The sequence below is a fragment of the Brevundimonas sp. genome (assembly GCF_029946145.1).
Lineage (GTDB): Bacteria > Pseudomonadota > Alphaproteobacteria > Caulobacterales > Caulobacteraceae > Brevundimonas.
The window spans coordinates 113,501-136,187 of the sequence record NZ_JAQSDY010000013.1 but is presented as its reverse complement, the minus strand read 5'-3'; the positions used below and the strand labels follow the sequence as shown (position 1 = coordinate 136,187).

General features: G+C 68.5%; 21 protein-coding genes. 17 read left to right on the top strand and 4 right to left on the bottom strand.

The annotated features are described in order from the left end of the window. Positions 1-47: 47 nt before the first annotated feature. The gene (locus tag PSV23_RS06265) at positions 48-2,360 is read left to right on the top strand and encodes a fused MFS/spermidine synthase (RefSeq protein WP_300466992.1); all 2,313 of its coding nucleotides are present in this window, start codon (positions 48-50) and stop codon (positions 2,358-2,360) included. Here the strand turns inward: PSV23_RS06265 and PSV23_RS06260 are convergent. Next, positions 2,357-3,493, bottom strand: coding sequence for a bifunctional 2-C-methyl-D-erythritol 4-phosphate cytidylyltransferase/2-C-methyl-D-erythritol 2,4-cyclodiphosphate synthase (locus PSV23_RS06260; RefSeq protein ID WP_300466990.1), 1,137 nt, complete (start codon positions 3,491-3,493; stop codon positions 2,357-2,359). The two genes, PSV23_RS06265 and PSV23_RS06260, sit on opposite strands and share 4 nt — an antisense overlap. A gap of 110 nt (positions 3,494-3,603) precedes the next feature. On the opposite strand from PSV23_RS06260, the gene PSV23_RS06255 reads away from it, so the two are divergent. The 8 genes from PSV23_RS06255 (at position 3,604) to PSV23_RS06220 (ending at position 12,644) form a co-directional block, all read left to right on the top strand. Beyond that, on the top strand, positions 3,604-4,023 hold the full coding sequence (locus tag PSV23_RS06255; protein ID WP_300466988.1) for an MAPEG family protein: 420 nt from the start codon (positions 3,604-3,606) through the stop codon (positions 4,021-4,023). A gap of 50 nt (positions 4,024-4,073) precedes the next feature. Continuing rightward, positions 4,074-5,126, top strand: a complete 1,053-nt coding sequence (gene dusB, locus PSV23_RS06250; protein ID WP_300466986.1) for a tRNA dihydrouridine synthase DusB — start codon at positions 4,074-4,076, stop codon at positions 5,124-5,126. Continuing rightward, positions 5,123-7,420: a PAS domain-containing sensor histidine kinase gene (locus tag PSV23_RS06245; protein WP_300466984.1), complete on the top strand. Its 2,298-nt coding sequence runs from the start codon at positions 5,123-5,125 to the stop codon at positions 7,418-7,420. The genes dusB and PSV23_RS06245 overlap by 4 nt, the downstream gene beginning before the upstream one ends. Before the next feature lie 9 nt (positions 7,421-7,429). Further along, positions 7,430-8,845, top strand: a complete 1,416-nt coding sequence (locus PSV23_RS06240; RefSeq protein WP_300466982.1) for a sigma-54 dependent transcriptional regulator — start codon at positions 7,430-7,432, stop codon at positions 8,843-8,845. Next, on the top strand, positions 8,842-9,705 hold the full coding sequence (locus PSV23_RS06235) for a D-amino-acid transaminase (protein ID WP_300466980.1): 864 nt from the start codon (positions 8,842-8,844) through the stop codon (positions 9,703-9,705). Before PSV23_RS06240 ends, PSV23_RS06235 begins: the two co-directional genes overlap by 4 nt. Before the next feature lie 108 nt (positions 9,706-9,813). Next, on the top strand, positions 9,814-10,059 hold the full coding sequence (gene hfq / locus PSV23_RS06230) for an RNA chaperone Hfq (protein WP_300466978.1): 246 nt from the start codon (positions 9,814-9,816) through the stop codon (positions 10,057-10,059). 165 nt (positions 10,060-10,224) lie between these two features. Continuing rightward, positions 10,225-11,547: a GTPase HflX gene (gene hflX / locus PSV23_RS06225; protein WP_300467231.1), complete on the top strand. Its 1,323-nt coding sequence runs from the start codon at positions 10,225-10,227 to the stop codon at positions 11,545-11,547. 95 nt (positions 11,548-11,642) lie between these two features. Further along, positions 11,643-12,644 (top strand): sensor histidine kinase, encoded by a 1,002-nt coding sequence (locus PSV23_RS06220; RefSeq protein WP_300466976.1) that lies wholly within the window; start codon positions 11,643-11,645, stop codon positions 12,642-12,644. 6 nt (positions 12,645-12,650) lie between these two features. Here the strand turns inward: PSV23_RS06220 and mazG are convergent, their stop codons facing one another. Beyond that, the gene (mazG, locus tag PSV23_RS06215; protein ID WP_300466974.1) at positions 12,651-13,436 is read right to left on the bottom strand and encodes a nucleoside triphosphate pyrophosphohydrolase; all 786 of its coding nucleotides are present in this window, start codon (positions 13,434-13,436) and stop codon (positions 12,651-12,653) included. Continuing rightward, entirely contained in the window at positions 13,433-14,821 is a 1,389-nt protein-coding gene (locus PSV23_RS06210) for an MFS transporter (protein ID WP_300466972.1), read from the bottom strand. The genes mazG and PSV23_RS06210 overlap by 4 nt, the downstream gene beginning before the upstream one ends. A gap of 132 nt (positions 14,822-14,953) precedes the next feature. On the opposite strand from PSV23_RS06210, the gene PSV23_RS06205 reads away from it, so the two are divergent. The 4 genes from PSV23_RS06205 to ygiD all read left to right on the top strand — a co-directional run bounded on the left by PSV23_RS06205 (position 14,954) and on the right by ygiD (position 17,782). Beyond that, positions 14,954-15,847 (top strand): D-alanyl-D-alanine carboxypeptidase family protein, encoded by an 894-nt coding sequence (locus PSV23_RS06205; RefSeq protein WP_300466970.1) that lies wholly within the window; start codon positions 14,954-14,956, stop codon positions 15,845-15,847. Continuing rightward, a complete protein-coding gene (locus tag PSV23_RS06200) occupies positions 15,844-16,299 on the top strand; it encodes a hypothetical protein (RefSeq protein ID WP_300466969.1) in 456 nt (151 codons plus the stop codon). Before PSV23_RS06205 ends, PSV23_RS06200 begins: the two co-directional genes overlap by 4 nt. Before the next feature lie 119 nt (positions 16,300-16,418). After that, positions 16,419-17,021, top strand: a complete 603-nt coding sequence (gene wrbA, locus PSV23_RS06195) for an NAD(P)H:quinone oxidoreductase (RefSeq protein ID WP_300466967.1) — start codon at positions 16,419-16,421, stop codon at positions 17,019-17,021. After that, on the top strand, positions 17,021-17,782 hold the full coding sequence (ygiD, locus tag PSV23_RS06190; RefSeq protein ID WP_300466965.1) for a 4,5-DOPA dioxygenase extradiol: 762 nt from the start codon (positions 17,021-17,023) through the stop codon (positions 17,780-17,782). Before wrbA ends, ygiD begins: the two co-directional genes overlap by 1 nt. A gap of 37 nt (positions 17,783-17,819) precedes the next feature. On the opposite strand, the gene PSV23_RS06185 is transcribed toward ygiD, so the two are convergent. Next, entirely contained in the window at positions 17,820-19,379 is a 1,560-nt protein-coding gene (locus PSV23_RS06185; RefSeq protein ID WP_300466963.1) for an AMP-binding protein, read from the bottom strand. 169 nt (positions 19,380-19,548) lie between these two features. Here PSV23_RS06185 and lipA point away from each other — a divergent pair, with 169 nt between their 5' ends. From lipA to PSV23_RS06165, 4 genes are read left to right on the top strand one after another with little or no spacing between them, the layout of a single operon-like run. Further along, on the top strand, positions 19,549-20,511 hold the full coding sequence (gene lipA / locus PSV23_RS06180) for a lipoyl synthase (RefSeq protein ID WP_300466961.1): 963 nt from the start codon (positions 19,549-19,551) through the stop codon (positions 20,509-20,511). A 7-nt stretch (positions 20,512-20,518) separates the two neighbouring features. Then, positions 20,519-20,974: a type II toxin-antitoxin system RatA family toxin gene (locus tag PSV23_RS06175; protein ID WP_300466959.1), complete on the top strand. Its 456-nt coding sequence runs from the start codon at positions 20,519-20,521 to the stop codon at positions 20,972-20,974. After that, entirely contained in the window at positions 20,971-22,083 is a 1,113-nt protein-coding gene (locus PSV23_RS06170; protein WP_300466957.1) for an NAD(P)/FAD-dependent oxidoreductase, read from the top strand. Before PSV23_RS06175 ends, PSV23_RS06170 begins: the two co-directional genes overlap by 4 nt. After that, positions 22,076-22,606 carry a GNAT family N-acetyltransferase gene (locus PSV23_RS06165; RefSeq protein ID WP_300466955.1) on the top strand — a complete coding sequence of 177 codons (531 nt, stop codon included), beginning with the start codon at positions 22,076-22,078 and terminating at the stop codon, positions 22,604-22,606. The genes PSV23_RS06170 and PSV23_RS06165 overlap by 8 nt, the downstream gene beginning before the upstream one ends. Positions 22,607-22,687: the final 81 nt, after the last annotated feature.

Here is a 22,687-nt window from a genome sequence, read left to right as displayed (position 1 = left end):
CAGGGTGGGCCAAGCGCCCGGTAACGGCGCCAGCATACGGGGCGGGCATGAGCGACACCACCGGGGACACGGCCATGGACGCGGGCGCGCCGGACAAGCCCGCCGATCGGCTGACGCCACTCCTGTTCGCCCTGGCCATCTTCACCTCGGCCTCGCTGGTGTTCGTGGTCCAGCCGATGGTGACCAAGCTGGTGCTGCCCATGCTGGGCGGCTCGCCGGCGGTGTGGAACACGGCGATGGTCTTCTTCCAGACCGCGCTGCTGGCCGGATACGCCTACGCCCACGTCCTGCAGAAGGTCGGGTCGATCAAGACCCAGGTGGCGATCCATCTGGCGCTGCTGCTCGCCGCCGCCCTGTTCCTGCCGCTGCGGGTCAACGGCTGGCTGGGCGATCCCGACCCGTCGGCCCCGATCCTGTGGCTGCTGGCGACCCTGGCCCTGTCGGTCGGCGCGCCGTTCGCCGTGCTGTCGGCCACGGCTCCGCTGCTGCAGGCCTGGTACGCCCGGGTGCGGGCCGGACACGCCGACGGCAAGAACCCCTATGTCCTGTACGCCGCCTCGAACCTCGGCAGCTTCCTGGCCCTGCTGTCCTATCCGATCCTGATCGAGCCGCTGGCGACCCTGTCGGGGCAGCGATGGGGCTGGAGCGGCGGCTATGTCGCCTTCATGCTGATGGTCGTGGCCCTGGCCCTTGTGGTCTGGCGCCGCCGGCTGGACCGTACGACGGAGCCCGCGCGGCTGGCGGCCAGCCCGCCGATGACCCTGCGCGAAAAGGTCATCCTGGTGCTGCTGGCCGCCGCGCCGTCCAGCCTGATGCTGGGGGTGACCTCGCACCTGTCCACCGATGTGGCGTCCGCGCCCTTCCTGTGGGTCCTGCCGCTGGCCCTGTACCTGCTGACCTTCGTCATCGCCTTCCAGAACAGGCCGTGGATCCCGCTGAACCTCACCCTGCCTGTTCAGGCGGCGATCGGAGCGGTCTGCGTGCTGACCGTGGCCTTCCGCTCGTCCAACTGGAGCATGGCCTTCGCCATCCACCTGATCGCCTTCTTCTTCGCGGCCCTGATGTGCCACCAGTTGCTGGCGGCGCGACGGCCGGCGCCGGACCGGCTGACGGAATTCTATCTGCTGATGTCGCTGGGCGGCGTGGTGGGCGGCGCCTTCACCGCCCTGATCGCGCCGGTCATCTTCAACATGGTCTGGGAGTACCCGCTGGTCCTGGTGCTGGTCGGGCTGGCCCGGCCATGGGGCAAGGGTCGGCTCAATGGGACGCAGACGGGCATCCTTGTAGCCGCCGCCGTGGTCGCGGCGATTCCCGGGCTGCTGTCATGGTACCTGAACAGCAATGACGGGGCGCGAGCCGCCTTCTATGCGACCTCGCCGTTCCAGATGGGCCAGCTGGCCATGATCATCCTGCTGCCGGCGGCCATCTGCGCCTTTCTGGTGCGTGACCGGGCGCTGGCCTTCACCGCCATCCTGCTGATGATCACCCTTTCGTCCCAGTGGATCGCGCGAGGCTATGACTGGAGCTATTCGGGGCGCAGCTTCTTCGGCGTGATGCGGGTGGCCAATTCGCCCGATCCCCGGCTGGGGGGCGACGTCCATGTGATGATGCACGGCACGACCCTGCACGGCGCCCAGGCGCGGGACCCGCGCTTCGACTGCGTGCCGACCCTCTACTACGCTCCCGCCACGCCTATCGGCCAGGCTGCGGACATGGTCGAGGCGCGGGGTCCGGCCCGGATCGGCGTCGTCGGTCAGGGTTCAGGCGCCATGGCGACCTACAAGCGCGCCGAGGACTCGATGACCTTCTTCGAGATCGATCCGATGGTCGACCGGCTGTCGCGCGATCCGGAGTGGTTCACCTATATCTCGAACTGCGCCTCAGGGCCGATAGACACCGTTCTGGGCGATGCGCGGCTGACGCTGGCGAAGCAGCCGGCGGGGTCGTACGACCTGCTGATCATCGACGCCTTCTCGTCGGACGCCGTGCCGACCCACCTGCTGACGGCCGAGGCCATCGAGGGCTATCTGAAACTGCTTAAGCCCAACGGGGTGGTGCTTCTGCACCTGTCCAACCGAAACCTCGACATCACCCTGCCGGCCATCGCGGCCGCGCAGGCGCTGGGCAAGGCCAGCCTGCATCAGATCTACTACGAGGGCGATTCGACGCCCGAGATGGCCGAGGCCTCGACCGAGGCCCTGATCCTGTCGCCGACGCCCGAGGGACTGGCGGATTTCCGCGCCGACGCCCGCTGGAAACAGCCGCTGCCGACGACTGTGCGGCCGTGGACGGACAACTATGTCAATCTGTTCGGCTCGCTGTGGCGGAGCATGTTCCCGCCGGCGGAACGGCCGCTCTAGGCGGGCAGTTCGATCGTCGCCAGGGCCTGGGCCGCCAGGCCTTCGCCGCGGCCGGTGAAGCCCATGGCCTCGGTCGTCGTGGCCTTGACGCTGACGGCGTCGAGCGGAAGCGACAGGATGTCGGCGAGGCGTTCGCGCATGGCCTGACGGTGCGGCTTCACCTTCGGCCGCTCGCAGATCAGGGTCACGTCGACGTTCACGAGGCGGCCGCCGCGCGCGGCCAGCCGTTCAACGGCGTGGATCAGGAACAGGTCCGACGCCGCGCCCTTCCACTGCGGATCGGTGGGCGGGAAATGGTCGCCGATGTCGCCGTCGCCCATGGCGCCGAGAACGGCGTCGGTGAGGGCGTGCAGGCCCGCGTCGGCGTCGGAATGGCCGATCAGGGTCTGGTCGTGCGGAATCTCGACCCCGCACAGCCAGACCGATGTTCCCGGCCCCCAGCGGTGGGCGTCGAAGCCCTGACCCACGCGGATCTGGCGGGGAATGAGCGCTTCGGCCATGGCGAAATCCTCGGGGAAGGTCAGTTTCATCAGCCGCGCGTCGCCGGCCACCATCGCGACGGCCCGTCCGGCGGCGCGGGCGACTTCGACATCATCGGTCGGCGGCGCCTGCCCGGCCCAGCTGGCGTAGGCGTCCCGGATGGCCTCAAGCCGGAACCCCTGCGGAGTCTGGGCGCGCCAGAGACCGGTCCGGTCGATCGACGCGCCCATGAGGTCATCTGCGCCGCGGCGCAGGCTGTCCGCGACCGGCAGGACGGGCAGGGCGGCCTCGTGTTGCTCCAGGGCGGCCAGAACCCGGGCGATCGTCGCCGCGTCCAGAAGAGGCCGGGCGGCGTCATGGATCAGGACGCGCGCGTCGGGCGCCGCCGTCAGGGCGTTCAGGCCCGCCTGAACCGAGGCCGCGCGTGTCGCGCCGCCGGGGACTGTGAACCATCGCTCCAGGCCGGCCAGCGCGTCCGCGGCCATGGCCTCGGCGCCGGGTGCGATGACCACCGCCAGCTCCGACGCCCCGGCGGAGAGCAAGGCTTCGGCGGACCAGCGCAATACGGGGCGTCCGCCCAGTCGGCGCCATTGCTTGGCCTCGCCCGCGCGTGATCCGGTTCCGGCGGCGACGATGATGGCGGAGAAACTCATGGCCCGCTTCTACCCATGCCATGCGGCGCTGACGAGGGCCTGGCGCAACAGGTCCATCCTGTTTGACAACCATGTTCCGCGAAGCCAGCCTGCGGATAGGAGGACGTCCAATGGGTCAGGCAATCCTGCAACCGGTGATCGCCCTGGTGCTCTGGTCGATGGTGATGTGGGGCTGGCTCTACGCCACCCGCCTGCCCGCCATGGCCCGAGCGCGCACGAAACTGGACCCCGCCCTGCCGGGGGACGTCATGCTGGGCGATCTTCCGCCCCGTGTGCGGTGGAAGGCCGACAACTACAACCACCTGATGGAGCAGCCGACGCTGTTCTATGCCACCGCCGTGACGCTCGCCCTGGTGGGCCAGGGTGAGCAACTGAACCTCTGGCTGGCCTGGGCCTATGTCGCGCTGAGAGTGACGCACAGCCTGATCCAGGCCCTGGTCAACGCCATTCCCGTGCGCTTCGCCGTCTTCATGGCCGCCAGCGTGGTGCTGATCGTCCTGGCCGTGCGGACCGCCATCGCGGTGCTCTGACAGTCAGGCCGGATTGGACCCGCCGACGTAAAGGCCCTATCTGCCCGCCCATGCGCAACGGCCTCCAGATCGGCGATGTTTGGGTGCCCGGACGGGTGCTGACTGCGCCCATGACCGGGATCACCGACCTGCCGTTCCGGCGGCTGGCCTCGCGGCTGGGCGCGGCCTATGTCGCGACCGAGATGGTGGCCTCGGCCGAGCTGGCGCGGGGACGGCCCGATGTGGTGCGCCGCGCGGCGGTGGGCGAGGGCCTTCCCCTGACGGTGATCCAGCTGGTCGGCCGCGATCCCGCGACCATGGCCGAGGGCGCGCGCATGGCCGAGAAGGCCGGGGCTGACATCATCGACCTGAATTTCGGCTGTCCGGCCAAGGAGGTCACGGGCTCGGCCTGCGGCTCGGCCCTGATGCGGACGCCGGACCTGGCCTGCCGGCTGATGCAGGCGGCGGTCGAGGCGACCACGCGGCCGGTGACGGTCAAGATGCGGCTGGGCTGGGATGACGCCCACCGCAACGCCCCCCTGCTGGCGAAGCGGGCCGAGGAGATCGGCGTGTGCGCCGTAACAGTCCACGGACGGACGCGGGCGCAGTTCTACACCGGGCAGGCGGACTGGACGGCGGTGGGCGAGGTCAAGGCGGCGGTGGGCATTCCCGTCATCGTCAATGGCGACATCCTGACCGCCGGCGACGCGCGCGAGGCGCTGCGGCAGTCCGGCGCCGATGCCCTGATGCTGGGTCGTGGCGTCTATGGCCGACCCTGGCTGGCGGCGCATATGGAGCGGGCGCTGGCTGACGGGACGGTGTTGGTGGAGCCGGAACGGGAAGAGCGGCTGGGCATCGTCATCGAGCACCTGCGGGCCTCGGCCGCCTTCTACGGCCTGCCATTGGGCCTCAGGATGTTCCGCAAACACCTGGGCTGGTACATTGAACAGGCGCCGTGGCCGGAGGATCCATTGGAGCGGCGGGCCGCGAAATCCCGACTGTGCCGCCTCGATAGCCCGGAAGAGGTGGAGCGGGAGCTGGCCCTGCTGTGGCGCCCACTGACGCATTCCGGCAACCACGCTGTTGATATTTCGCCACAGGTGGCCGAAGCTGGCGTGGCATGACGGATACACGGCCCGCCGACGCAGAACCCGCACCCGCCGCTGATCGACGCGGCGCGGTTCGCTGGTTCACCGGCGGGTCGGAGGAACGGCGGCGCAACACCTTCCTGATCGCCTACACCCTCGCGTTCCTGATCACCATCGCGGCCATCTGGCTGGTCGCGGTGGCGCCGGGCAGCAGTGGCGAGGGCGCGCGGGCGACCGCCAGCCAGGCGGTGCTGATCATCCTCGGCGCCAATCTGCTGCTGATCGCGGGGTTGGCGATCGTCGTGGGGCGGCGGGCGCTGTCGCTGTTCCGGCGGCGCACGGACGCCGGCGCGCGCCTGCATCTGCGCTTCGTGACCCTGTTTTCCCTCGTCGCCCTCGTGCCGGCCGTCCTGATCGCACTGGTGTTCGGGGTGCTGGTCAACCGTGGCGTGGACCAGTGGTTCAGCGACAACGTTCAGTCGGCGGTCAAAAACGGCGCCCTGATTGGCGAGGCCTACCTGGACGACGTCTCCGACGAGATGGACGGCGATCTGCGCGTGATAGCGGACCAGCTGGTCGGGGCCCGGCCGCTGTTCAAGAACCGCATCCAGTTTTCCGACGCACTGACCCAGATCGCCGACCTTTTCGGTTATCCGGCCATCTACATTCTGGGACCCGAGGGCGAGGTTCTGGCCAGCGGAGAAGCGCCCGGCGCGCCGCCCTATGTTGCGCCGCCGCGCGCCATTCTGGAAGCGGCCGCCGAGGGTGGAGAGCCGCCGCAGCAGGTGACCGAAAATCCCGACGCGGTGCGATCGTTGATCGCCCTGCCGGCTTATGGCGACGCCTATCTTTATCTGGTGCGGCCGCTGCAGGAGGGGCTGATCGCCCAGATGCGCAACGGCGAGGAATCAATCATTGCCTATCGCGAGGCCCAGCAGAGCCGGCAGCGCATCCAGGCGGCCTTCGCCCTGAGTTATTTCGAGACGGCCCTGCTGGTGCTGGTTGGGGCGATCTGGCTGGGCATGGGCGCGGCCAGCGCCATCTCCGCGCCCATCGGGAGGCTGGTCGAGGCGGCGGACCGGGTGGCCGGCGGCGACCTGACGGCACGGGTCGACAGCGAGGACGGGCCGGGGGAGATCAAGACCCTGTCGGCCGCCTTCAACCGGATGACCGGCGATCTGGAGGCGCAGCAGGCCGCGCTGAGGGCCGCCAGCGAGGAGGCCACGGGACGCAGCCGGTTCATCGAGACCGTGCTGTCGGGAGTGTCCGCCGGGGTGATCGGCCTTGATCGCCAGCGCCGCGTCTCGGCCATCAACGACAGCGCCGTGGAGCTTCTGGCCATCCGCGACCCGGATATCATCGGCCGCCCGCTGGGCGACGTGTCGCCCGAACTCAGCGAACTGGCGGGCCGGGCCGAGGCCCATATCGAGGAAGAGATCGACGTCACCCTCGAGGGCGAAACCCGGCGTCTGCGCGTCCGAATCGAGGGCGGGGTGGGCGGCGAGATGGTGCTGACCTTCGACGACATCACCCGTCTGGTCACGGCCCAGCGCAACGCCGCCTGGCGGGACGTGGCGCGGCGGATCGCGCACGAGATCAAGAACCCGCTGACGCCGATCCAGCTGTCGGCCGAGCGGCTGCGGCGACGCTATCGCGGCCAGGTCATGGATGACGTCGAGGTGTTCGACCGCTGCACGGAGACCATCATCCGCCAGGTCGGCGACATCGGCCGGATGGTCGACGAGTTCTCGTCATTCGCCCGCATGCCCGCGCCGCGCTTCACGGCCGCTGATCCGGCCGAACTGCTGCGCGAGGCGGTGTTCGCCCAACGGGTCGCGGCGGCGGAAATCGGGGTGGAGCTGATCGAGCCCCTGCCCAAGGCGGTGCTGCACGCCGACCGGCCGATGATCGGCCAGGCCCTGGCCAACATCCTGAAGAACGCCGGCGAGGCGGTGGCCGCGCGCCGGGCCATCGCGCCGAGAGCCGATGACGGCGATCGGCCCGGCATTTCGGCGCGGCTGACGGTCGAGGACGAGACGGCGACCTTCGTCATCGAGGATGACGGCATGGGCCTGCCGGCCAAGGACCGCGACCGCCTGACCGAACCCTATGTGACCACGCGCGAGAAGGGCACCGGCCTGGGTCTCGCGATCGTCAAACGCATCTGCGAGGAGCACGGCGGCGAGCTGAAGCTGGCTGATGCGGAGCACCTTTCGGGCGCGCGCGTGTGCCTGATCTTCCCCCTTAAATCCCAACCCAAATCGACCGGCGCGGCCGGGGCGAAGGATGCAAAAGCATCCCGATCCCCGACTGTCCCGGCCGCCGAATAGCGAGGCGTCATGCGATCCACGGGAGCCGACATTCTGGTCGTCGACGACGAGGCCGATATCCGCGAGCTGGTCTCCGGCCTGCTCGAGGACGAGGGCCATGCCGTGCGGACGGCCTCCAACTCGGACGAGGCCCTGGCCGCGATCCGGGCGAGGAAGCCGTCGCTGGCGCTGCTGGATATCTGGATGCAGGGCGGCGGTCTGGACGGGCTGGAACTGCTGGACGTGATCAAGGAGCTGGATCCCGATCTGCCGGTGGTGATGATCTCGGGCCACGGCAACATCGAGACTGCGGTCACGGCGTTGCAGCGCGGGGCCTATGACTTCATCGAGAAGCCGTTCAAGTCGGATCGCCTGGTGGTGGTCGTCCAGCGCGCGCTGGAGGCCACCTCGCTGAAGCGCGAGAACCGCCGGCTGCGCGCCCAGGTGGCGGCGCCGACGGGCTTCATCGGCCGCTCCGCCGCGGCCCAGGCCTTGCGCAGCACGGTTGCCAAGGTCGCCCCGGCCAACAGCCGGGTCCTGATCTCGGGCCCACCGGGCTCGGGCAAGGAACTGGTGGCGCGCCAGATCCACGAGGCCAGCGCCCGTTCCAGGGGCGAATTCGTCGCCATCGCCGCCGCCGGCATGACGCCCGAGCGGCTGGACATCGAACTGTTCGGGGAAGAGGGCGTTGACGGCCGACCCCGCAAGATCGGCGTGTTCGAACGCGCCCATAACGGCACCCTCTATCTGGACGACGTCGGCGACATGCCGCGCGAGAGCCAGAGCCGGGTGCTGCGCGTGCTGGTCGAACAGCGGTTCCGCCGCGTGGGCGGCGAGCAGGACGTGCAGGTCGACATCCGCGTCGTCACCTCGACCTCCCGCGACCTGAAACAGGAGATCGCCGAGGGACGGTTCCGCGAGGACCTGTTCCACCGCCTGAATGTCGTGCCGATCCGGGTGCCGGCCCTGTCCGAGCGCCGCGAGGACATCCAGGAACTGATCGATTATTTCATCGACACCCTGTCCTCGTCACAGGGGCTGCCCAAGCGGCGGCTGGGCGACGACGCCATCGCCGTGCTGCAGGTTCACCCCTGGCCGGGCAACGTCCGCCAGTTGCGCAACAACGTCGAACGGCTGCTGATCCTGGCGACCGGGGACGTCAACGAGCCGATCAGCGCCGACATGCTGCCGCAGGAAGCGACCAACGCGAACTCGACCGGCACCCTGGGGGGCGAACGCATCATCGCCCTGCCTCTGAGAGAGGCGCGCGAGGTGTTCGAACGCGAGTATCTGGCGGCGCAGATCATGCGCTTTGGCGGTAATATCTCGCGCACCGCGGCCTTCATCGGCATGGAGCGGTCGGCCCTGCACCGGAAGCTCAAGTCGCTGGGCGTGTCGCCGTCTCGTGGCGGCGAGGAAGACATCGAAGAGGTCATCGAGGAATGAGCCGCGTCGCCTACGTCAACGGCCAGTATCAGCCGCACGGCCAGGCCGTGATCCACGTCGAGGATCGCGGCTTCCAGTTCGCCGACGGCGTCTATGAGGTCTGGTCGGTGTTCGACGGTCGCATGGCTGATTTCGATGGTCATATGACGCGGCTGCACCGCAGCCTGAACGAGCTGCGCATCGAAATTCCGATGACCCGCGAATCCCTGACCCGGGTGCTGCAGGAAACGATCCGCCGCAACCGGGTCCGCAACGGCATCGTCTATCTGCAGATCACCCGGGGCACGGCCCGTCGCGACCATCCGTTCCCGGCCGAGGGCACGCCCCCCAGCGTCGTCGTCACGGCCAGGTCGATGAGCCCCGACCGCAGCGAGGCCACCGCCAAAAAGGGCGTCGCCGTCGTCACCGTGCCCGACATCCGCTGGGGCCGCTGCGACATCAAGACCGTCGGCCTTCTGGCCAACGTCCTGGCCAAGCAGCAGGCGCGCGAGCGCGGCGCCTATGAGGCCTGGATGGTCGACGAAATGGGTCTGGTCACCGAGGGCTCGTCCACCAACGCCTGGATCGTGGACGAGAACGGCAAGCTGCGGACGCGCGACACCCAGGCCAATATCCTGAAAGGAATCACCCGCACGGCGATCATGGCGCTGATCGAGGACGAGGGCGTCGAACTGGACGAACGGCCGTTCAGTGTCGATGAGGCCAAGCGGGCAAAGGAGGCGTTCTTTACCGCCGCCGGGGCTTTCGTCATGCCGGCGGTGTCGATCGACGGCGTCAAGATCGGTAACGGCAAGCCGGGCCCGATCACCACCCGTCTGCGCACCCTGTATCTGGATCAGGCGCGCCGCGACGCCATCTAGGCGTTGCGGCCCCGCGCGGGCGGCGTCTAAGGTGAGGGGCCGGACATCCGATCCAGCCCCGCGCCGCTCCTTCGGCCGGAGAACAAGCAAGAACAGGCTGAACCTGCCATGTCGCAAGACAAGTCCAAGAACCTTCAGGACACCTTCCTCAACAGCGTCCGCAAGACCAAGACGCCCCTGACCATCTTCCTGGTCAACGGCGTCAAGCTGCAGGGCATCGTGACCTGGTTCGACAACTTCTGTGTGCTGCTGCGCCGCGAGGGCCAGTCGCAGCTGGTCTACAAACACGCCATCTCGACCATCATGCCGTCCGCGCCCGTGCAGTTGTACGAGCCGGAAGCCGACGAGGACTGAGCCTTTTTCGTCCGTCGCCCTCGGGCTTGACCCGATGGCCGGACGTGGTGCGCTCGTGTGTCAGGGGGATGGCCCGATGGCCGGCGACTTCCTATCTGTCGATGAGCACCACAACATCCGATCCTCGGGTCAAGCCCGAGGATGACGTCGTAGAAAGCCCGAGACCTGACCAACAAGCACATCGACCACGCCGTCCCGCTGATCCGGGCCGTCGTCATCCATCCCGAGCGTTCCGACTCCGGCGCCAGCGAAAGCTCACGCCAGTCGGTCGAGCGTCTGGAAGAGGCCGTCGGCCTGGCCCGGGCGCTCGACCTCGACGTCCGCGCCGAAGAGATCGTGCGCATCCGCAAGGTCACGCCCGCCACCCTGTTCGGTTCGGGCAAGGTCGAGGAACTGACCGCCCTGGTTCTCGCCGCCGAGGCCGAGGCCGTGGTCGTCGACGACGACCTGTCGCCGGTGCAGCAGCGCAATCTGGAAAAGGCCTGGGACTGCAAGGTCATCGACCGCACCGGCCTGATCCTCGAGATCTTCGGCCGCCGGGCCCGGACCAAGGAAGGCCGGCTGCAGGTCGAGCTGGCGCGGCTCGACTATGAGAAATCCCGTCTCGTCCGCACCTGGACCCACCTCGAGCGGCAACGCGGCGGCACCGGCTCGACCGGCGGCCCCGGCGAGACACAGATCGAACTCGACCGCCGCCTGATCGCCGACCGCATCGTCAAGCTGAAGGCCGAGCTGGAAGAGGTGCGGCGCACCCGCGGCCTGCACCGCAAACAACGCCAGAAGGTCCCGTTCCCGACCATCGCCCTGGTTGGCTACACCAACGCCGGCAAGTCGACCCTGTTCAACCGGCTGACCGGCTCGGACGTGGTGGCCAAGGACCTGCTGTTCGCCACCCTCGACACCACCCAGCGCACCATCCGCCTGCCGCAGGGCCGGCCCGCGATTGTGGCAGACACCGTGGGTTTCATCTCCGACCTGCCGCACGAACTGGTCGAGAGCTTCCGGGCGACGCTGGAAGAGGTGGGCGAGGCCGACCTGATCCTGCACGTCCGAGACATCGCCTCGGCCGATTCGGAAGCCCAGTCGAAAGACGTCGAGGCGGTGCTGAAACAGATCCCGACCCCGGAGGGCAAGACCCGTCGGGTGCTGGAGGTCTGGAACAAGACCGACCTGCTGGCCGAGGACGTGCGCGACGCCGTGCTGGGCCAGGCCGAACGCCTGTCCCGCGAGGGCAAGGCCGTGGCCGTCTCGGCCTGGACCGGAGAGGGGATCGAACCCCTGCGCGACACCATCGCAAGCCTGATCGACGACGACCCGGAGACGGAGCTGGTGCTGGATCCGTCGCAGGGCGAGGCGCTGGCCTGGCTGTACGAGAACGGCCGGGTCACGGGCCGCGACACGGACGACCACGGCCGGACCCATGTGACGGTGCGGCTGCACCCGGCGGCGCTGGGGCGGTTCGAGCGACAGTTTTCCGGGGCCGGTTAGGCAGTATGGCGCGCGCCGAAGCGGCCTGTGCTAGCATCAGGTGTTCACGCATGGTCGCGCAGCTTCGCGCGACGCGGTTGGGCGTGGGCCATTGAATGTCGAAGACGAAACAGAGCGCGCCGACCTGGGACGCCGGAAACCTGCAGCGGGGGCTTGAGGCCGCCGGGGTCGCGCTGTGGTCATGGAACGTCGACGACGACACCTTCGCCATGGACGATGCGGCGTTCGGGCTCTGGGGCATGCCGGTTCGGCCCCACGTCACCTTCGAGGATCTCTCGTCCCATATTCACCCGGCGGACCGGGACCGGGTGCGGGCCGCCTTCGCCGCCACCCGGGCGGTGGTGGGCCCCTATGAGATCGACTTCCGCATTCTCGTCGCCGGCGACGTCCGTTGGGTCTCCGCGCGGGGGCAGGGTGATGACCTGGGCATGGTCAGCCGCAAGATGTTCGGCATCTTCATCGACGTGACCGGCCGCAAACAGGCCGAGGAAGGCCACGAACTGCTCGCGGGCGAAATGAGTCATCGGGTCAAGAACCTGCTGGCCATCGCCTCGGGCCTGACCGCCATCACCTCCCGGTCGGTGGATACGACCGGCGACATGGCCCGGGAACTGACCCAGCGCCTGACCGCCCTCGGCCGCGCCCACGATCTGGTGCGCCCGCTGCCGGGCGAGGAAGGCAAGGCCGCGCTGCTGGGCGACCTCCTGTCCGTCCTGCTGGCGCCCTATGACGACCTCGGCGCCTTCAGCGGCCGCATCCGGGTGTCGGTGCCGCGCATGGGCGTGGGCGAACAGGCCGCAAATGCACTGGCCCTGATCGTCCATGAGCTGGCGACCAATTCGCTCAAATACGGCGCGCTGTCGGCGGAGACCGGAACCCTGGACGTATCCTGTTCCGCTCATGACACCGAGCTGGTGATCGCCTGGACCGAACAGGGCGGACCGCCGGTGAAACCGCCGGAGGGACCAGGCGGCTACGGCAGCCAGATGGTCGCCCGCGCCATGGCCCGCCAGCTGGACGGCGCTATCGAGCGAGACTGGGCGGAGCAGGGGTTGGTGGTCCGGTTGCGGATGAACAAGGACCGGGTGGCGCAGTAGCGGGCGTCACGCCCGCTCCGCCGCCTTGGCCGCGTCCCACAGCCCGTCCATCTCGGCCAGATCCGACTGTTCCGGCGACCGCCCGTGCTTCGCCAGCTCGGCTTCGATGAACCCGAACCGGCGGATGAATTTGGCGTTGGCCCCCCGCAGGGCGTCCTCCGGCTCGACGCCCAGTTTCCGGGCCAGATTGGCGACCACGAACAGCAGGTCGCCGACCTCGTCGCGGGCCTTGTCGAGGTCGCCTGCGGCGATCTCGACGCGCAGTTCGGCGACCTCCTCGTGCAGCTTGTCGAAGACCTCGTCGGTGGAGGGCCAGTCGAAGCCCACGCGGGCGGCGCGCTTGGTCAGTTTGGCGGCGCGGGCGAGGGCGGGCAGGCCGACCGGGACGTCGTCCAGCACGCCGTGTTGCGCCCTGGCGACCCGTTCGGCTGCCTTGATGTCCTCCCAGCGGGCCTTCTGGGCCGCGCCGTCCGATTTGGCGGCTTCGTCGCCGAAGACATGCGGGTGCCGCCGCTCCAGCTTGTCGGCGATGGCGTTGGCCACGTCGTCGAAGGCGAACAGCCCCTGTTCCTCGGCCATGCGGGCGTGGAAGACGACCTGGAACAGCAGGTCGCCCAATTCGCTGCGCAGATCGTCCATATCACCGCGCTCGATGGCGTCGGCGACCTCATAGGCCTCCTCAAGCGTGTAGGGGGCGATGGTGGCGAAGGTCTGCTCCACGTCCCAGGGACAGCCGCCGACCGGGTCGCGCAGCCGGGCCATGATGGCTGTCAGGCGGTCGATAGGCGTCATGCGGGCTCCGCAACCGGATCGGCGGCCGCGCCGTCGCGGGCCTCAAGCGCCTTGCGAATCTCGTCATGGCGAGCGGGCGTCAGCGGATAGCCCTTGAGCACCAGGGCGGCCGCCGCCAGCAGCACGCCGGGTACGAGGATGAAGAGGATCTGCAACGTCAGCAGCGAGCTCTCGCTGTTGCCCCCGGCCCCCGGAATGGCGCGGAAGCCGACCCACTGCAGGATCAGATAGGGGATCAGGGCCACGACATGGCCGATCTTGGTCGTGGCCGACAGGATGGAGAACATCAGGCCGGTGCGGTCCACGCCCGTGTCCAGCCGCACCTCGTCGCCCGCGTCGGCCATCATGGCCCGCAGCAGGAACAGGCCGGCGGCGTAGGGCAGGCCGGCGATGAACATGGCCGTGGCCGTCAGGGCGAAATTGCCGCCCGGAACCAGGGTCGCGCCGATGTAGAAGACCGCGAAGATCAGGCTGGCCGTCGCCAGCGCCCTGTCCTTGCCGATCTTCGTGGCCAGCCAGGCCCAGAACGGCGCCCCGACCAGTCCGGCGACGAAATAGAACAGCATGAACAGCGAGGCCTCGGTGTGGTCGTAGCCCTTGATCTGGCCGAAGAAGAAGAACAGCAGCGAGCCGGTGATGCCGGGCGCCACGCCCAGCAGCAGGTCGGCGAACAGCAGCTTGCGCACCGTCTTCTTGCCGAACAGGCCCAGATAGGCCTTCGGGCCGCCGTGCGGCGGGGCGCCGGCGTTAACCGGCTCGGGTACGACGAACATGGCCAGACCGATGGTGACGGGCAGGGCGATCATGATGGCCCAGCCCATGATCCGCACCCCGGCGGCGTAGTCGCCGAGGCCGGTCTTCACCACCACGGTCGGCAGGATCAGGATCAGGATCACGCCGATGATGTTGAACACCTGCCACCAGCCGTAGACCCTGCTGCGCTGGTCGTATTGCGGCGCCAGCACCGAGGCCCAGCCCAACTGGCCCAGGGTGCCGATCGAGAAGCCGAGGTAGAGCACCAGCAGCCAGCCGAACAGGTAGGCCGCGCCCGCGCCGGGCTGGACCAGCACGAACATCATCAGGGCCGACAGCATCAGGATCGGCGTCGAAATGGCCATCCACGGGCGGTACCGGCCCCATCTCGTCTTCGTCTTGTCCATGCCCCAGCCGATGAAGGGGTCGAAGACGATGTCGATCAGCCTCACGGCCATGAACACGGCGGCGACCACCCCCAGCTCCAGCCCCACATAGGTGGCGTAGAACTCCGGCAACGTCACCGGCAGGGCGACGCCGAAGGCCGCCAGCGGGAGGCAGGGTCCCGAGAAGGCCGCGAGAACGGCGTTGGAGCGGCGGGCCGGAGCGTGGGCGGCGGGTGCGTCGGTCATGGCTGCGTCCGGCGATCCGGCCCGAGTCGGCCGTAGCTGCAGCATGCCGACTTTGCGTGCGCCGCGCGAGCGTCGGCCGCCCTGGGGCGAAGGGCCTTGCGGCGGCCACACAGACAGGGTCACCATCACCGCATGCTGATGCGCCTGATCCTGTTTCTGTTCAGCGCCGCCGGCCTCATCGCCGCGACGGGCGCCGAGGCGCAGACGCGCGCGCGCGCGCCGCAGTCCGGCCAGGCGCAGGTCTGCGACGCCGACCCGATCGAATGGGCCGGGCCCGCCCTCGCCAACAGCCTGTCCTGGCAACGCATGGAGTGGACGCCGTTCGGTCCGACCGAATACGGCTGGGAGACCTATCTGCCGCTGATTCAGCAGGAGCTGGGCGTCGACTGCGCGCCGAACTCGCCGGTGTTCGCGCGGCGGCTCGCGGAGTTCCAGATCGCCCATGGTCTGTCGCCCACCGGATGGTTCGATGCGGCGACCTTCCAGACCTTCCGCGGCCTGTGGCAGGAACGTCGGCCCTTCATCATGGCGCGGGTGCGCGAGGAGCCGTGCCCGGAGCCGCCGCCGCTGTACCAGCTCGGCTATCTGGTCGAATCGGAAGAGCACGCCGACCGGCTGACCCGGCTGCTGCGTCGCGATGTGCTGGACGCCTATCGCCGGCTGGTTCAGGCGGCGCGCGCCGAAGTGCCCGAGGTCGCCCATAATCCAGAGCTGCTGCAGATATTCTCCGGCTTCCGCGACCCGGAAGCGGACGCCGCCCGCTGCGCCGCGTCCGGCAACTGCGACGGGCTGAGGCGGGCGGTGTGCTCGCCGCACCGGACCGGCACCGCGGTGGATCTCTATGTCGGTCAACTGCCGGGCCTGGGGGTGGACGACACCTCCGCGGTCAGCCGGCTGCATATGAGCCGGACGCCGACCTATCGCTGGATGGTCAGGAACGCCGGGAGGTTCGGCTTCACCCCCTATGTCTATGAGCCTTGGCACTGGGAATGGGTCAGCCCGACGGGCGGCTACGCAGGACCATGATCCGTGGACTGACGGTCGCCGAAAAGGCGCTGGCCGAACAGGCGTTCGGCGCTGCCCTCGGCCTCTCCACGGTCCGCTTTCTGAACTCCCCCTGGCCGTTCGACAGGGCCTTCGTCGCCGGACGCTGGTTCGGGCGCGACTGGATCATCTGGCCGGGCCGGAGCCTGCCGCGGGATATCGCCCGCGCGCCGCTGCGGCCGCAGGCGACCTTCATCCACGAACTGACCCATGTCTGGCAGGCGCAGCAGGGCGTGAACCTGCTGACCGGCAAGCTGAGGGCCGGCGACCGGCCGTCAGCCTATGAGTATCCGGTCGGCATGGATTGCGCCTGGGGCGAGCTGAATATCGAGCAGCAGGCCATGGTGGTCGAGCATCGGTTCCGCCTGACGCGAGGCCAGCGCACGCCCGGCGACCAGGCCTTCTATGACCGGGTCTGTCCGATCGGCCGATAGGTCGGAACGGGGGCGCCCCCAGCCGGTTTCCTTGAGGCGGCCTTGCGGCAGCGCGCCAACCCCCTATATCAGCTACAGACACTGTTGCGGAACGGCGTCGCATATTCATGGGAGGCTTCATGCCCCGGATTCTGGTTCTTTATCATTCCACCTACGGCCACATCGAAGCCATGGCCGAAGCGGTCGCCGAGGGCGCGCGCTCGGTCGAGGGCGCGGTGGTGGACATCAAACGCGTCCCCGAGCTGGTCCCCGAGGACCTGGCCAGGGCCAGCGGCTACAAGCTGGATCAGGCCGCGCCGATCGCGACCATCGCCGACCTTGAGAATTATGACGCTGTCATCGTCGGCGCCGGCACCCGCTATGGAACGGCCGCGTCGCAGATGCGCAACTTCTGGGACCAGAGCGGCGGCGTCTGGGTGAAGGGCGCTCTGGTCGGAAAGGTCGGCTCGGCCTTCACCTCGACCGCCACCCAGCACGGCGGTCAGGAGACGACCCTGATCGGTCTGATCCAGACCCTGCTGCACCACGGCATGCTGATCGCGGGCCTCCCCTACGCCTGGGCCGGTCAGTCGCGCATCGACGAGATGACCGGCGGTTCGCCGTATGGCGCCACAACGATCACGGGCGGCGATGGATCGCGCATGCCCAGCGAGAACGAACTGGACGGCGCGCGCTGGCAGGGCCGCTACGTCGCCGAGACGGCGCAGAAATTGTTCGGCTGATGCGCCAGCCAGCTGTCTTCTTTGGCCATGGATCGCCGATGAATGCGCTGGGCGGTCCCTGTGCGGACGTCTGGCGCGAGGTCGGGATCACGATCGGCAAGCCGAAGGGCGTCGTCATGGTGTCGGCCCATTGGGAAACCGACAGGCTGGGCGTGACGGCGCAGTCCCGCCCGGCGACGATCCATGACTTCGGCGGTTTCCCCGATGCACTGCACGCGATGCAGTACCCGGCGCCCGGCTCGCCGGAGCTGGCGGCGCGGGTCTCCGAACTCACCGGGGCGGCGCCCACGACGCAGTGGGGCCTGGACCACGGGACCTGGTCGGTTCTCGCCCATGTCTGGCCCGAGGCCGACGTGCCGGTGGTCCAGCTGTCGCTGAACCGCCGGCTGGATGCGCAGGGTCATTTCGATCTGGGACGCAAGCTGTCGGCCCTGCGCGACGAGGGCGTGGTGATCGCCGGCTCGGGCGACTTCGTCCACAATTTGCGGACCTGGAAGCGGACGGGCGGCGAGGCCTATGACTGGGCCTCGGGCTTCAACGAGGCGGTCAAGTCAGCCCTGATCCGCGGCGACGATGCGGCCCTGATCAACTGGGTGGATCTGGCCGGGGACGCGCAGCTGAGCGTGCCGACCGAGGAGCATTTCCTGCCGCTGCTGTACGTCGCCGCCCAGCGGCTGCCGGGCGACGACGTCAGCTTCTTCAACGACGTCATCGAGGGTGGTTCAATCTCGATGACGGGCGTGCGGATCGGTCAGGCCTAGGGAGGTCCGCAAGCCGTCTCTGCCGGCCCGGTGACGATCACGCGGCCTTGTCGACCTCCGCCATCTGCTGGATGCGGACGTAGTCGGTCTTGCCGGTGCCAAGGACGGGCACCTCGGCGACGCGCATGATCTTCTTGGGCACGGCCAGCTCGGGGGCGCCGTGGCTGCGGGCCCACTCGGCCAGGCGGGCGACGTCGGCGTCCTTGCGGTCGGTCACCAGCACCAGCTTCTCGCCCTTGCGGCTGTCCGGGATGGAGACGACGGCGTGGCGGGCGTCGGGCCAGACCGCGCTGGCCAGCCCCTCGACCGCCGTCAGGGAGACCATCTCGCCGCCGATCTTGGCAAACCGCTTGACCCGGCCGAGGATCGAGACGTAGCCGTCCTTGTCGATGTCGACGATGTCGCCCGTGTCATGCCAGCCGCCGACCAGCGGATCGATGGACCTCGGATCGTCGGCCGACAGATACCCCCGCATCACATTGGGACCGCGCAGATAAAGCCGGCCGCCCTCGGGTATGCCGTCGACGGGGTCAATGCGCCATTCGAGACCAGGCATCATCTGGCCGACTGTGCCGGGGCGGTTGCGGTCGGGATGGTTCACGGCCACCACCGGCGCGGCTTCGGTGGCGCCATAGCCTTCCAGCAGCTTCAGACCGTGGAAGCGGGTGTTGAACAGATGGTGAGTCTCGTCGCGCACCCGCTCGGCTCCGGCGACGACGAATTTCAGGGTGGCGAAGTCGTCCGCGGCGGCGACGCGGGCGTACTGGTTCAGGAATGTGTCGGTGGCGAACAGGACCGAGGCGTTCACCTGCGGCAGCAGTTCGACGATCTGTTTGGCGTGGAGCGGCGAGGGGTACTGGAAGGCTTTCAGCCCCTGAAGGATCGGCAGCAGCACGCCCCCGGTCAGTCCGAAGCAGTGGAAGGTCGGCAGTGGGTTGAACATGACCCAGTCGGGGTCCAGGTCGATGTGCTGGGCCACCTGCCGGCAGTTGGCGACCAGGTTCCACTGGCTGAGCACCACGCCCTTGGGCGCGCCGAAACTGCCGGAGGTGAACAGGACCACGCCCGGCGACGACGGCTCGGTCTTCACCCGGAAGCGTCTGGGCATCATCCCGGCCATCAGGCCGTACAGCTTGTCCTGCAGGCCGATGGTTTCGCGCACGTCGTCCAGCCAGACGATCTCGGCGACCGTGGCCAGGTCCTCGACCAGGTCGTCCAGCTTGGCCTGGGTGATGAAGCGTTTGGCGGTCAGGACCTTCTTGACGCCCGCCGCCTTGATGGCCGCCTTGATGTTGGCCTCGCCCGAGGTGAAGTTCAGCATCACCGGCACCCGGCCGTGGGCGTGCAGGCCATAATAGGTGACGACCACCCCCATGCTGGACGGCAACAGGATGCCGACCCGCTCCGACAACACGGTCATGGCCGCGATCTTGCGGCCCAGCACGAAGGCGGCGCGAATCAGACCGGTGTAGGTGAGGGGCTTGCGGTCCTGGTCTTCCAGAATTTCCTTGTCGCCGTACGTCTCGCGGGCCGCGATCAGGGCGTCGAAAATAGTCTGCTCGCCAGCCTTCATATCCAGGGGTACGCGCAAAACCATCCTCCGTTGGGCCCGGTTGGTTCCGGCCCTTTATGGTGAGCGAGGCAAACTAGGGCCCCGACGCCGTATTGAAAAGATGCGTTACGTTGCGTGAGCATTGGGCCCGCCTTGCCTTCGCCGCGAGGAAGGACGACATAGCGGTTCCGCACAGCCCGGAGCCCGCGACGCCTTGGTCACGCTGATCGACACCCTGACGAAGACGCCGGCCGAACTGCGTCACCCGGAAAAGCAGAACCGCCCGGAAACGGCCGTGTTGAAGAAGCCCGACTGGCTGCGCGTCAAGGCGCCGGGGTCGGGCCAGTACAATGCGACCCGCGCCATCATGAAGGAAAAGGGCCTTCATACGGTCTGCGAGGAGGCGGCCTGCCCGAACATCGGCGAGTGCTGGAGCCAGAAGCACGCCACCCTGATGATCATGGGCGACACCTGCACGCGGGCCTGCGCCTTCTGCAACGTCAAGACCGGCCTGCCGCAACCGCTCGATCCCCAAGAGCCGGGGAAGGTCGGGATGGCCGTGGCGGAGATGGGTCTGAATCACGTGGTGATCACCTCGGTTGACCGCGATGACGTGTCCGACGGCGGCGCCGCTCACTTCGCCGAGGTCGTGCGCCAGATCCGGCTGCAGGCGCCGAACACCACCATCGAGATCCTGACGCCCGACTTCCTGCGCAAGGACGGGGCGGCCGAGGTGATGATCGACGCCACGCCGGACGTGTTCAACCACAACCTCGAGACCGTGCCGCGGCTGTATCTGAAGATCCGGCCCGGGGCCCGCTACTTCCACAGCCTGCGTCTGCTGCAGATGGTCAAGGAGCGCGACCCCAACCAGTTCACCAAGTCCGGCATAATGGTCGGCCTGGGCGAGACCCGCGAAGAGGTCATGCAGGTGATGGACGACATGCGCTCGGCCGGCGTCGACTTCATCACCATCGGCCAGTATCTCCAGCCGACCCGCAAACACGCCGCCATCGACCGCTTCGTCACCCCGGACGAGTTCAAGGCCTATGAGGCCATCGCCCGGGCCAAGGGCTTCCTTATGGTGTCCTCGTCGCCGCTGACGCGCAGTTCGCACCATGCCGGCGACGATTTCGCCCGGTTGAGGGCGGCGCGGCTGGCGCAGACGGGACGCTGAGCCCCGCTTGGCCGTCCACCGCGTCACGAAAATCCTGCCTTACAAGCCCGGGCAATTGGCCGCGCTGGTCGCCGACGTGCGCGCCTATCCCGAATTCGTACCCTGGGTGACCGCTTTGCGGACCTGGGCCTCACGTGAAGAGGCGCCCGGCGTGTCGCTGGTGGACGCCGAGGCGGCGGTCGGTTTTTCCTTCCTCAAGGAGCGGTTCTCGACCTGGGTTCGACATGACACGAACCGCAACCTGGTCGAGGTCGGTTTGCTGCGGGGCCCATTCAAACATCTGAACAACCGCTGGGAGTTCTTCCCCGATCCGCGGGGGACGCGGGTCGAGTTCTTCATCGACTTCGCCTTCAAATCGAGACTGCTGGACGGGGTGCTGCATGCCAATTTCGACCGCGCGGTCGGCAAGCTGATGTCCTGTTTCGAGGCCCGGGCCGAGGCGCTCTACGGTCCGAAGGCGTGAGCTTCGATTTTGACGCCACGGTGGTGGGCGCCGGCGCGGTTGGTCTCGCCTGCGGCCGGGCGCTGGCGAAACGCGGCCTGTCGGTGCTGGTGCTGGAGAAGGAGCCGCACATCGGCCAGGGCGTGTCCTCGCGCAATTCCGAGGTCATCCACGGCGGCCTCTACTATCCGACCGGGTCGCTGAAGGCGCGGTTATGCGTTGAGGGCCGGCGGCTGCTCTACGCCTTCCTCGAGAGCCACAAGATCGACTTCCGCAAATGCGGCAAGCTGGTCGTGGCGACGGAAGAGGCGGAGGTCGCGCGCATCGAGGCCATCTTCGAACAGGCGACCGCCAATGGCGTCGAGGGTCTGGCGCATTTGACCGGCGCCCAGGCCCGGGCGCTGGAGCCCGGCTTGAACGCCCACGCCGCCATCCTGTCGCCCGAGAGCGGCGTCTTCGACAGCCACGGCTACATGCTGGCCCTGCAGGGCGAGATCGAGGACGCGGGCGGCTCGGTGGTCGTCTCCACGCCGTTCGAACGGGCCGAGCCGCTGCCGGGCGACGGCTTCACGATCAGAGCGGGCGGGGAGGGCGGCGCGACCCTGACCACGCGACTGCTGGTCACGGCTCCCGGTCTCGGCGCCCAGACTGTTGCGGCGCGGATCACGGGCTATCCCGTCGAACGCATCCCGGCGGGTCATTTCGGCAAGGGCGTCTATTTCCGTCTTGCCGGCAAGGCTCCGTTCGAGCGGCTGATCTATCCGCCGCCGATTCCCGGGGCGCTGGGAACCCACTATCGCAAGGACCTGGGCGGACAGGCCGTGTTCGGGCCCGACCTCGTCTATGTCGATATCGAGGACTATTCGGTCGATCCGGCCAAGACCGCCGAGTTCGAGGGATACATCCGCCGCTTCTGGCCGGGCCTGCCGGATGGCGCCCTGACGGCTGACTACGCCGGCATCCGGCCCAAGCTGCACGGACCCGGCGAACCGCAGCCGGACTTCCAGCTGGGCGGCCGCGAGGACCACGGGATCGACGGTCTGGTCGCGCTGTTCGGCATCGAGAGCCCCGGCCTGACCAGTTCGCTTGCGATCGCCGAGGCCGTCAGCGAAATGCTGGCCCATGACTGAGATCACCATACGCCACGCCGTCGCGGCGGACATCCCCGCCCTGCACCCCCTGATCGAGAGCGCCTATCGCGGCGAGGCCTCGCGCGCTGGCTGGACGACGGAGGCGGATCTGCTGGATGGCCAGCGCACCGATCCGGAAGACCTGGCCGGTATTCTGGCCGATCCGAAACAGGCCCTGCTGTCCGCCTGGCGCGGAGACGAACTGGTCGGCTGCGTCCTGATCGCCGATCGGGGCGAAGGGACGGGTTATTTCGGCATGCTGTCGGTCAGCCCGATCCTGCAGGGCGGGGGCCTGGGCCGTCGTCTGGTCGAGGCCGCCCACGCCACGCTGGCGGAGCGCTTCGGCGCCCGGCGCGTGCGAATCTCGGTGTTTCCCCAGCGTGGAACCCTGATCGGCTGGTATGAGCGGCTGGGTTATCGCCTGACCGGGGACACCCTGCCGTTCCCCTATGGCAACCCGCGCTTCGGCCTGCCGCTGCGGGACGATCTGTACTTCCTGGTCATGGAACGCGCCCTGGATTGAGTGGCGGCGCGACATGCCTTGAAATCGCCCGCGGCTTCATGCATAAGCCCGCCCTCGCTGGCGGCTCTCTGGGGCCGCCGC

Coding starts and splice junctions, on each gene's coding strand:
- PSV23_RS06265 (WP_300466992.1), top strand. CDS start 48: ATGAGCGACACCACCGGGGACACGGCCATGGACGCGGGCGCGCCGGAC.
- PSV23_RS06260 (WP_300466990.1), bottom strand. CDS start 3,493: ATGAGTTTCTCCGCCATCATCGTCGCCGCCGGAACCGGATCACGCGCG.
- PSV23_RS06255 (WP_300466988.1), top strand. CDS start 3,604: ATGGGTCAGGCAATCCTGCAACCGGTGATCGCCCTGGTGCTCTGGTCG.
- dusB (WP_300466986.1), top strand. CDS start 4,074: ATGCGCAACGGCCTCCAGATCGGCGATGTTTGGGTGCCCGGACGGGTG.
- PSV23_RS06245 (WP_300466984.1), top strand. CDS start 5,123: ATGACGGATACACGGCCCGCCGACGCAGAACCCGCACCCGCCGCTGAT.
- PSV23_RS06240 (WP_300466982.1), top strand. CDS start 7,430: ATGCGATCCACGGGAGCCGACATTCTGGTCGTCGACGACGAGGCCGAT.
- PSV23_RS06235 (WP_300466980.1), top strand. CDS start 8,842: ATGAGCCGCGTCGCCTACGTCAACGGCCAGTATCAGCCGCACGGCCAG.
- hfq (WP_300466978.1), top strand. CDS start 9,814: ATGTCGCAAGACAAGTCCAAGAACCTTCAGGACACCTTCCTCAACAGC.
- PSV23_RS06220 (WP_300466976.1), top strand. CDS start 11,643: ATGTCGAAGACGAAACAGAGCGCGCCGACCTGGGACGCCGGAAACCTG.
- mazG (WP_300466974.1), bottom strand. CDS start 13,436: ATGACGCCTATCGACCGCCTGACAGCCATCATGGCCCGGCTGCGCGAC.
- PSV23_RS06210 (WP_300466972.1), bottom strand. CDS start 14,821: ATGACCGACGCACCCGCCGCCCACGCTCCGGCCCGCCGCTCCAACGCC.
- PSV23_RS06205 (WP_300466970.1), top strand. CDS start 14,954: ATGCTGATGCGCCTGATCCTGTTTCTGTTCAGCGCCGCCGGCCTCATC.
- PSV23_RS06200 (WP_300466969.1), top strand. CDS start 15,844: ATGATCCGTGGACTGACGGTCGCCGAAAAGGCGCTGGCCGAACAGGCG.
- wrbA (WP_300466967.1), top strand. CDS start 16,419: ATGCCCCGGATTCTGGTTCTTTATCATTCCACCTACGGCCACATCGAA.
- ygiD (WP_300466965.1), top strand. CDS start 17,021: ATGCGCCAGCCAGCTGTCTTCTTTGGCCATGGATCGCCGATGAATGCG.
- PSV23_RS06185 (WP_300466963.1), bottom strand. CDS start 19,379: ATGGTTTTGCGCGTACCCCTGGATATGAAGGCTGGCGAGCAGACTATT.
- PSV23_RS06165 (WP_300466955.1), top strand. CDS start 22,076: ATGACTGAGATCACCATACGCCACGCCGTCGCGGCGGACATCCCCGCC.